Origin of the sequence: Stenotrophomonas sp. SPM, assembly GCF_003105135.1 — a bacterium.
Lineage (GTDB): Bacteria > Pseudomonadota > Gammaproteobacteria > Xanthomonadales > Xanthomonadaceae > Stenotrophomonas.
In genome coordinates, this window is the sequence record NZ_QETL01000139.1 from 1 (window position 1) to 8537 (window position 8537).

The window sequence follows — 8537 nt, forward strand, 5'->3', positions numbered from 1 at the left end:
TCGGCGGGCAGGTCATCCCAAGTGGGTTCGCGTTCGGGCGCCGCAACGACGGCGGCTTCGAAGGCGGCTTCCAGCGCGGCGTCGTCCGCAGCGCTGGCAGCGGGCGCGTCGCCGGTCTCGTAGATGACCTCGGCCGGCAGGTCGTCCCAGGTGGGATCGCGTTCGGGTGCCGCAACCACGGCGGCTTCGAAGGCGGCTTCCAGCGCGGCGTCGTCCGCAGCGCTGGCAACGGGCGCGTCGCCGGTCTCGTAGATGACCTCGGCCGGCAGGTCGTCCCAAGTGGGTTCGCGCTCGGGCGCGGCGACGGCGATGGCCTCGCCCAGCAGCTCGTCCAGATAGTCGTCCAGCACGCCGGGGGTGTTCATGCTGCCTGCTCCAGGGCACGCGCGTCTTCGCCGACGATCCAGTTCAGCGCACGGCGATAGGCAGCCAGGCCGCGGCCCGGATAGTCCTCGCCCACGCTGGGCAGGGTCAGGCCGGCGGCGTTGCTGATGCGGGTATCGATCGGGATCGCGTCTTCCCACACGCGGGTGCCATGGCGGTCCTGCATGGTGCGCAGCGATTCGTTGCCGGCACGGGTGCGGCGGTCGAACAGCGTCGGCAGGATCGAGATCGGCAGCGGACGGCGGCGCGAGCGCTCGACCATCTCGCCGGTGCGCACCATGCCGTCCAGGCCGTGCAGGGCCAGCGGCTCGGCCTGGGTCGGAATGATCAGGCGGTCGGCTGCGGCCAGCGCGTTGATCATCAGCAGGCCGAGGGTGGGCGCGCAGTCCAGCAGGATGTAGTCGTGCTGGCCGTGGTGGCGGGCCAGCGCATTCTGCAGCGCCAGGCCAAGTCCGGGCTGGTTGGCGCTGCGCCGTTCCAGGGTGGCCAGCGAGGCCTGCGCGCACACGTAGTCCAGGCCGCCGATGCTGCTGGGGTGGCTCAGCGTGGACAGCTCGGCCGGCGGTGCGCCGAACAGTTCCAGCACGCCGGCCGGCGCCGGCTCGACCGGCACGCCGAAGGCGCGGGTGAGCGAGGCGTGCGGGTCCAGGTCGATCAACAGCACGCGGTGGCCCTGTGCGGCCAGGCCGCGACCGAGGGCGAGGGTGGTGGTGGTCTTGCCGACTCCACCCTTCTGGTTGGCGACTGCCCAGATGCGCATCGGGTTACTCCTTCATTGCCGGGGGAACGGCGGCGCCGACGCGGCTGCCAGCCGGCACCGGCGGCAACTGCACCGGTGCGATGGGGGAAACGGGGGCGCTGCGCGATGTTGCAGCAGCTTCGGTGGTCGCGCCGGCGGCGGCGCTGCCGCCACCTGCAGCGGCATTCAGGCGATCGCCCAGCGGATCGACGGCATGGCTGGTGTCGGCCAGGATGATGACCATCACCCGCCGGTTGCGGTTGCGGCCCTGCGCGCTGTCATTGGCATCGCGCGGGCGGAACTGGCCGTAGCCGACCATGGCCAGCCGCGAGGGCTGCACGCCTTGGTCGGCGAACAGATGCACCACGCTGGCGGCGCGACCGGCCGAGAGCTCCCAGTTGGACGGGAAGGTCGCGGTGGCAATCGGCACGTCGTCGGTGTGGCCTTCCACGCGCACGCTGTTGGGCACGTCACGCAGCACTTCGGCCAGGCTGGCCAAGGTCTGCCGTGCGTGCACGTCCAGCGCGGCCGAGCCGGTGGGGAACAGGATGTCGCTGTTGATCTCGACTTCGATCCACAACTCGGTGCGGCGCACGCTGATCATGCCGCGGTCGATCAGCGGCGACAGTGCGGCGGTCAGGCGGTCGGCGATGCTGTTGAGCTGGCGCTCGGCACGTGCGATCTGTTCCTGGTTGTGCACCGACACCGGCATGCGCATCTGCGAAGCCATCGATGGCAGCAGGGTGGGATCGTGCGACGGTGCGGGCGCGGACGGGCCGATCTTGGTGCCGGACTTGATGACCGACGGGCTGTCCCAGCCGCCACCCTGCACCTGCCTGTTGCCCACCTGCACCGGGTTGATGGTGCGCGGTGCGCCGCCAAACGCATCAGTCAGGGCATCGGCCATGATCCGGTACTTGCCCTCGTTGACCGAGGAAATGGCATACATGACCACAAAGAAGGCGAGCAGCAACGTCATCAGGTCGGCATAGGGGATGGCCCATGCTTCGTGGTTGGCGTGCTCTTCGTGGTGCTTGCGGCGGGCCATGTCAGTGCAGGAAGCCGGTGAGGTTGGTTTCGATGTTGCGCGGGTTTTCGCCCTGGGCGATCGAGATCAGGCCTTCGATGACCATCTCGCGGTCGCAGGTGTTGTGCGCGATCACGCCCTTCAGCTTGGCGGCGATGGGCAGGAACAGCAGGTTGGCCGAAGCGATGCCGTAGATGGTGGCGGTGAACGCGGCGGCGATGCCGTGGCCCAGCTTGCTGGGGTCGGCCAGGTTCTTCATCACCGCGATCAGGCCCAGCACGGCGCCGATGATGCCCAGGGTCGGTGCATAGATGCCCATGGCCTCGAAGACCTTGGCCGCGGCCTGGTCCTGGTGTTCCTGGCCGCTCAGTTCGATTTCCAGCATGTGCCGGATCGATTCCGGCTCCACGCCATCGACCAGCAGCTGCAGGCCCTTGCGCAGGAACGGGTCGCGCTGTGCTTCCACCTGCGATTCCAGGCCCAGCAGGCCCTGGCGGCGGGCGATGTTGCTCCACTCGACGATCTGCTTGATCAGTTCATGGCGGTCGCTGTGTGGCGGGCGCACGACCCAGCGCACGATCTTGAAGGCGTGCTTGAACACCGCCGGGGCGGTGTGCAGAAGGATGGACGCGACGGTGCCGACGATCACGATCACGAAGGCGGCAGGCGACCACAACGAAGCCAGGCCGGCGCCTTTCAGGATGCTGCCGCCGACCAGCGAGGCCAGGGCGAGAAAGAGTCCAATGAGGCTGAGTCTATCCATGGGTCCGGTATCGGCTTGTGTGAATGGGACTTGAGACACCGGTAGATCGTGTACAGACGGTAGTCACAGTTTTCGGGTCGCCGGGCAGGGCCCGGCGGGGGGGTCAGCGCAGGCCGTCCACGTCCAGGATCAGGGCCATGCGACCATCGCCGATCAAGGTTGCACCAGCGTAACCGCGCAGGCCGCGCAGGGCCTTGGGCAGTGGCTTGATCACCACTTCCTCGCGGCCGCGCACCTGGTCCACGACCAGGCCGAAGCGCGCTTCACCGGCCTGCAGCACCACGATGGTCAGCAGGGTGGAGGCGGCCGGCGTCACATCCAGCCATTGGCGCAGGTCGACCAGCGGCAGGGTGTGCGAGCGGCGGTCCAGCACCGCGCGGCCATCGAACCAGCCCAGCGAAGTGCGCGGCGCGTGCAGCACTTCCATCACGCGGGCCAGCGGCAGGGCGTAGACATCCTCGCCGGCCTGCACCAGCAGGGTCGGCAGGATGGCCAGGGTGAGCGGCACGCGGATCAGGAAGCGGCTGCCACGGCCCAGTTCGGACTGGATCTGGATCTGGCCGCTCAGTTCACGGATGCGCGACTGCACCACGTCCATGCCGACGCCGCGGCCGGAAATATCGGTGACCTGCTGCTTGGTCGAGAAGCCCGGCAGGAACACCAGGTGCAGGCATTCCTCGCTGCTCAGTCGGGCGGCGGCTTCCGGATCGATCAGGCCCTTCTCGCGTGCCTTGGCGCGCAGCTTTTCCGGATCGATGCCGGCACCGTCGTCCTGTACTTCGATGCTGACGTAGTCGCCTTCCTGCTGCGCCGACAGGCGCACATGGCCCATCCGTGGCTTGCCCTGGGCTTCGCGCAGGTCGGGCATTTCCACGCCGTGGTCGATGGCGTTGCGCACCAGGTGCACCAGCGGGTCGGCCAGCGCTTCGACCAGGTTGCGGTCCAGTTCGGTCTCGGCGCCGATCAGCTCCAGGTCCACTTCCTTCTGCAGCGAACGCGCGACGTCGCGGGCCACCTTCGGGAAGCGCGAGAACACCTTGCCGACCGGCTGCATGCGGGTGCGCATGACCGCCGACTGCAGGCGCGCGGTGGCGATGTCCAGCGTCGACACGGCGCGGTCCAGCTCTTCGTCGCGCAGGCGGGTGCGCAGGGTCTTGAGCCGGTTCCGTGACAGTACCAGTTCGCCGATCAGGTTGACGATGGCGTCCAAGCGCTTGGTATCCACGCGCACGGTGTGTTCCGCTTCGGCCACCGGCTTGTTCGCCGCCGGCTTGGCCGCCGCACGCGGCGCAGGTGCCGGTGCCGGCGGGGCCGCGACCGGTACCGCAGCCACCGGCTTGGCGCCGGGCACGGCACCGCCATGCAGCTGGTCGAGCAGGGCTTCGAACTCGTCTTCGCTGATCAGGCCGTCGTCGGCCTTCTTCGGCGGTGCGACCGCAGTCGGGGCGTTGCCGCCGTGCAGCTGGTCGAGCAGCGCTTCGAACTCGTCGTCGGTGATCAGGTCGCCGCCGGCAGCAGCCGGCGCGGCCGCCGTGGCGGCGCCCGTGGCGGGGCTCGCACCACCGTGCACGTCGAACTGGGCGATCAGTTCCGGCGGCGCATAGCCGGGTTCAGTGCCGGACGACACCGCGTCGAGCATCGACTGCAGGTAGTCCAGCGACTGCTGGGCGGCATCGAAGTGATGGGCCTGCAGCACGGCCTGGCCGGCACGCGCGGCGCCCAGCGCTTCTTCCGCCGCATGGCACAGCTCGACCATGGCGGTGATGCCGAGGAAGCCGGCGCCACCCTTCAGCGTGTGGTAACCACGGAAGACCGCATTGAGCTGGTCGTTGTCCTGCGGTGCCTGTTCCAGCGACACCAGCTGTTCGCCCAGGCGATCCAGGATTTCCTGGGCCTCGATGATGAAATCGGCAGTGATGTCGTCGGCAACCGCGCTCATGCTTACAGCCCCAGATCCGACAGCAGGTCGTCGGCGTCGTTCTGCGAGACCGCGTGGCGGTCCAGTCCCTTCAGTGCCGGCCCGGCTAGTTCCGGGTCGGTGCGATGCTGTTCCGGCGGCAGGCCGAGCGCGCCGAAGCCTTCGTGCACGCGGCGGACGATGCCGACCACGCGACGGATGATCTGCCCGGTCAGGTCCTGGTAGCTCTGGGTAAGGGCGATCTCGGTCAGGTTGTGGCGGATGCGCTCAAGCTGTTCGCCCTGGCCCGGCTGCAGGCCATCTGCACGCAGCTGTTCGGTCAGGGCGCGGCATTCCTCGGCCAGGTCCAGGGTGCGGTGGGTGGCCTGTTCGGTCATCGCCACCACGTGGTCCAGGCGTGCGCAGGCATCGTCCAGCTCGCCGGCCTCGTCGGGCACGGTCGGCAGTTCGCCCAGTGCCTGGCCCAGCTCGCGGGCCAGCCGTGAAAGGCCGCTCATCATCGGCTGGGTGCGCGCGGCCACCAGGCTGTCGATGCGCTGGCGCCAGGCGGTCTCGTCACCCGACTCCAATGCATCCAGGGCCTCCTGCAGGCGCAGGGCGAGGGCGCTTCTGTCGACCTGGGCGTCCATCAGGCGCTCGCTGCCAGGCGTTCGAAGATCTTGCCGAGCTTCTCTTCCAGGGTCTGCGCGGTAAATGGCTTGATGATGTAGCCGTTGACGCCGCTCTGGGCCGCTTCGATGATCTGCTCACGCTTGGCTTCGGCGGTCACCATCAGCACTGGCAACGTCTTCAGCTTGGCATCGGCGCGGATCGCCTTGAGCAGCTCGATGCCGGTCATCACCGGCATGTTCCAGTCGGTGACCACGAAATCGAACGGCTGGCTCTGCAGCAACGACAGCGCGGCATGTCCGTCCTCGGCTTCTGCGGTGTTGGTGAAGCCCAGATCGCCCAGCAGGTTCTTGACGATGCGACGCATGGTCGAGAAATCGTCAACGATCAGGATGCGCATGTTCTTGTTCAAAGCAGAGTTCCTTTGTTGTTCACTGCGGGCGGCCGGGGGCAGCCGCCTCGCGCATGTTCATTGCTCGAGGCCGGCGTCGGCCGCCTCGAAGACCTTCAGCCTGCCGCGCAGTCGCAGCACGGCCTGGCCGTGGATCTGGCAGACCCGCGACTCGCTAACGCCTAGCACCGCGCCGATCTCCTTCAGGTTCAGCTCCTGCTCGTAGTAGAGCGACAGCACGAGCTGTTCGCGCTCGGGCAGGTGGCCGATCGCCTTGCCCAGCTCGCGGCCGAATTCGCCGCGTTCCAGCACCTGCTGCGGCGTCGGGCCGCCCTGGGCGACCGTGTCCAGCTCGCCCTGGTCCTCGATGCGCGATTCCAGGCTCAGCACCTGGCCACGCGAGGCGTCTTCCATCAGGCGCAGGTACTCGGGCAGGGGCATGTCCATCGCCGCGGCCACTTCGGTGGCGCTGGCGGCGCGGCCGCTGCTCTGCTCCAGCCGGCGGATGGTGGCGGCGGCGTCGCGGGCACGGCGGTGCACCGAGCGCGGCACCCAGTCGCCACGGCGGATCTCGTCGATCATCGAGCCACGGATGCGGATCGAGGCGTAGGTCTCGAACGAGGCGCCCTGATCGGCGTCATAGCTGCGCGAGGCTTCGATCAAGCCCATCATGCCGGCCTGGATCAGGTCGTCCACCTCGACGCTGGCCGGCAGGCGTGCGGCCAGGTGGTGAGCGATGCGCCGCACCAGATCGGAGTGCTGGGCGATGACGTCGGTCGCGCTGGCGCGCTGGACTTCCTTGTACTGGGCTGCACCTTTCATACGGTCACCCCACGCTGCTTGAGGATGCGTTCGAGGAAGAACTCGACGCCGCCACGCGGTTCGGTCGGCGCCTGCCAGCGGGCGGTACGGCGGGCGATCTCGGTGATCGCCAGCGCGGCCGGGCTGGACGGGTAGGCCTTGACCACCGGCTGCTGGCGCTGCACCGACAGGCGCAGCCAGTCATCCTGCGGCACGCAGCCCAGGTAGTTCAGCGAGACATCGGCGAGGAACTTCTCGCAGACGCGGGTCAGCTTTTCATACAGCACGCGGCCCTCGTTGGGGTCGCGCACCATGTTGGCCACCACCTGGATGCGGTCCACGCCACGTTCGCGCGAGAGCACCTTGATCAGCGCATAGGCGTCGGTGATCGAGGCCGGCTCATCACAGACCACCACCACGGTGTCCTGCGCGGCCTGGCAGAAGGTCAGCACGCCGTCGGTGATGCCAGCGGCTGTGTCCACCACCATGATGTCCAGATCACGTTCCAGCTCGGAGAACACGTTGACCAGGCCGACGTGCTCGGCCGGGGCCAGTTCGGCCATGTGCCGGCGGCCCGAGGCGGCCGGGACCACCAGGACCCCGTTGGGGCCCTCGATGATCACCTCGTCCAGGCTGCAGCGGCCGGCCACCAGGTCGGCCAGGGTGAACTTGGGGTTCAGGCCGAGGATGACGTCGATGTTGGCCAGCCCCAGGTCGGCGTCCAGCAGCAGGGTGCGTTTGCCCATGCCCGCCAGCGCCACGGCGAGGTTGGCCGATACGTTCGTTTTGCCCACGCCGCCCTTGCCGCCGCTCACTGCGATGGTGCGGACAGGGCCGAGCGGCGCGCTGCGGGTCGCCGACAGCGGGAAGGTATTGGTCAGCTTGGCGTACTCACGCGACGGCATGGTTCAACTCCGGGTTGCAGGGCATATCGGCCGCTCGGCGCAAATCTTCAAGGCGAAGTACGAGATTGGCTGCACTGGCCCGGTGCAGGTCCTCCGGGACGTCCTGTCCATCGGTCACCCAGGTGATCGGCAGGGCGTGGTCGACGGCCACCGAGAGGGCGTTGCCGAAGCGGCCGGTCTCGTCCAGCTTGCTCAGCACCAGGCCCTGCAGGTTGGCCGCGCCGAAGCGGCGGACGACCTCGTCCATGTCACCGAAGCTGGTGTTGGCCGGCAGCACCAGCAGGGTGCGCACCTGGCGGGCGGCCCGCAGCCACTGCAGCTGGGCGGCCAGGGCACGGTCGCGCGGGCCCAGGCCGGCGGTGTCGATCAGCACCAGCTTGTAGTCCTGCAGGCGCTCCAGCAGCTGGTCCAGGTCGGTGCCGCTGTTGGCCTCGTGGACGGCGATGCCGAGCTGGCGGCCGTAGCCGTACAGCTGCTCGCGGGCGCCGACGCGCATCGTGTCGGTGGTCACCAGGGCGACGTCACGCGGGGCGTGCTTCTCGGCGAAGCGCGAGGCCAGCTTGGCGATGGTGGTGGTTTTGCCGGCACCGGTCGGGCCGACCAGGGCGATCACGCCGCCTTCTTCCAGCGGGTCGACCGGGGCGATCGGCAGCTTGCGCGAGATCAGCCCCAGCATCAGGCCACGGCCGCGGTGGGCCTCGGTCTCCAGCGGGATCTGCATGGCCACGTCGCGCGACAGGCCCGCGTCGAAGCCGTACTCGTCCATCAGGTCCAGGGCGGTGGCGCGCACCGCGCTGCCACGCAGGCGCTCATCGGTGAAGCGGTTCATCTCGCGCTCGATGACCTGGCGCATACCGGCCACCTCGTGGCGCAGCTGGCGGATCTCGCCGTCATCGGCGGCGACCATCGTCAGCGCCGGGGCCGGAGCCAGCTGCGGCGCGGGTGCCGGGGTCGGCAGGGCGTCGGCCAGCGGCGCCATATCGTTGGCGGGCATTTCCGC

At 68.8% G+C, this 8537-nt stretch carries 8 protein-coding genes and 2 pseudogenes; all 10 read right to left on the reverse strand.

Features of this window, described 5'->3' with window-relative positions; genetic code table 11:
- Window positions 1–365: pseudogene (locus DCO49_RS18455) on the reverse strand (chemotaxis protein CheW); the annotation flags it as partial.
- Window positions 362–1144 (reverse strand): ParA family protein, encoded by a 783-nt coding sequence (locus DCO49_RS18460; protein WP_116865237.1) that lies wholly within the window; start codon window positions 1142–1144, stop codon window positions 362–364. The pseudogene DCO49_RS18455 and the gene DCO49_RS18460, both read right to left, overlap by 4 nt.
- Before the next feature lie 148 nt (window positions 1145–1292).
- Window positions 1293–2171 (reverse strand): annotated as a pseudogene (gene motD, locus DCO49_RS18465) (flagellar motor protein MotD); the annotation flags it as partial.
- Between the two features lies 1 nt (window position 2172).
- Window positions 2173–2913 (reverse strand): flagellar motor protein, encoded by a 741-nt coding sequence (locus DCO49_RS18470; protein WP_116865239.1) that lies wholly within the window; start codon window positions 2911–2913, stop codon window positions 2173–2175.
- A 103-nt stretch (window positions 2914–3016) separates the two neighbouring features.
- Window positions 3017–4852, reverse strand: a complete 1836-nt coding sequence (locus tag DCO49_RS18475; protein WP_116865240.1) for a chemotaxis protein CheA — start codon at window positions 4850–4852, stop codon at window positions 3017–3019.
- Window positions 4853–4854: 2 nt separating this feature from the next.
- Entirely contained in the window at window positions 4855–5460 is a 606-nt protein-coding gene (locus DCO49_RS18480) for a protein phosphatase CheZ (RefSeq protein ID WP_108768784.1), read from the reverse strand.
- On the reverse strand, window positions 5460–5852 hold the full coding sequence (gene cheY / locus DCO49_RS18485; protein ID WP_006365466.1) for a chemotaxis response regulator CheY: 393 nt from the start codon (window positions 5850–5852) through the stop codon (window positions 5460–5462). The genes DCO49_RS18480 and cheY overlap by 1 nt, the downstream gene beginning before the upstream one ends.
- 57 nt (window positions 5853–5909) lie before the next feature.
- On the reverse strand, window positions 5910–6653 hold the full coding sequence (locus DCO49_RS18490; protein WP_108768785.1) for an RNA polymerase sigma factor FliA: 744 nt from the start codon (window positions 6651–6653) through the stop codon (window positions 5910–5912).
- Window positions 6650–7537 (reverse strand): MinD/ParA family protein, encoded by an 888-nt coding sequence (locus DCO49_RS18495; protein WP_116865241.1) that lies wholly within the window; start codon window positions 7535–7537, stop codon window positions 6650–6652. The genes DCO49_RS18490 and DCO49_RS18495 overlap by 4 nt, the downstream gene beginning before the upstream one ends.
- Window positions 7524–8537 (reverse strand): flagellar biosynthesis protein FlhF (gene flhF / locus DCO49_RS18500; protein WP_116865242.1); only part of this gene is annotated, 1014 nt, incomplete at its 5' end. The genes DCO49_RS18495 and flhF, both read right to left, overlap by 14 nt.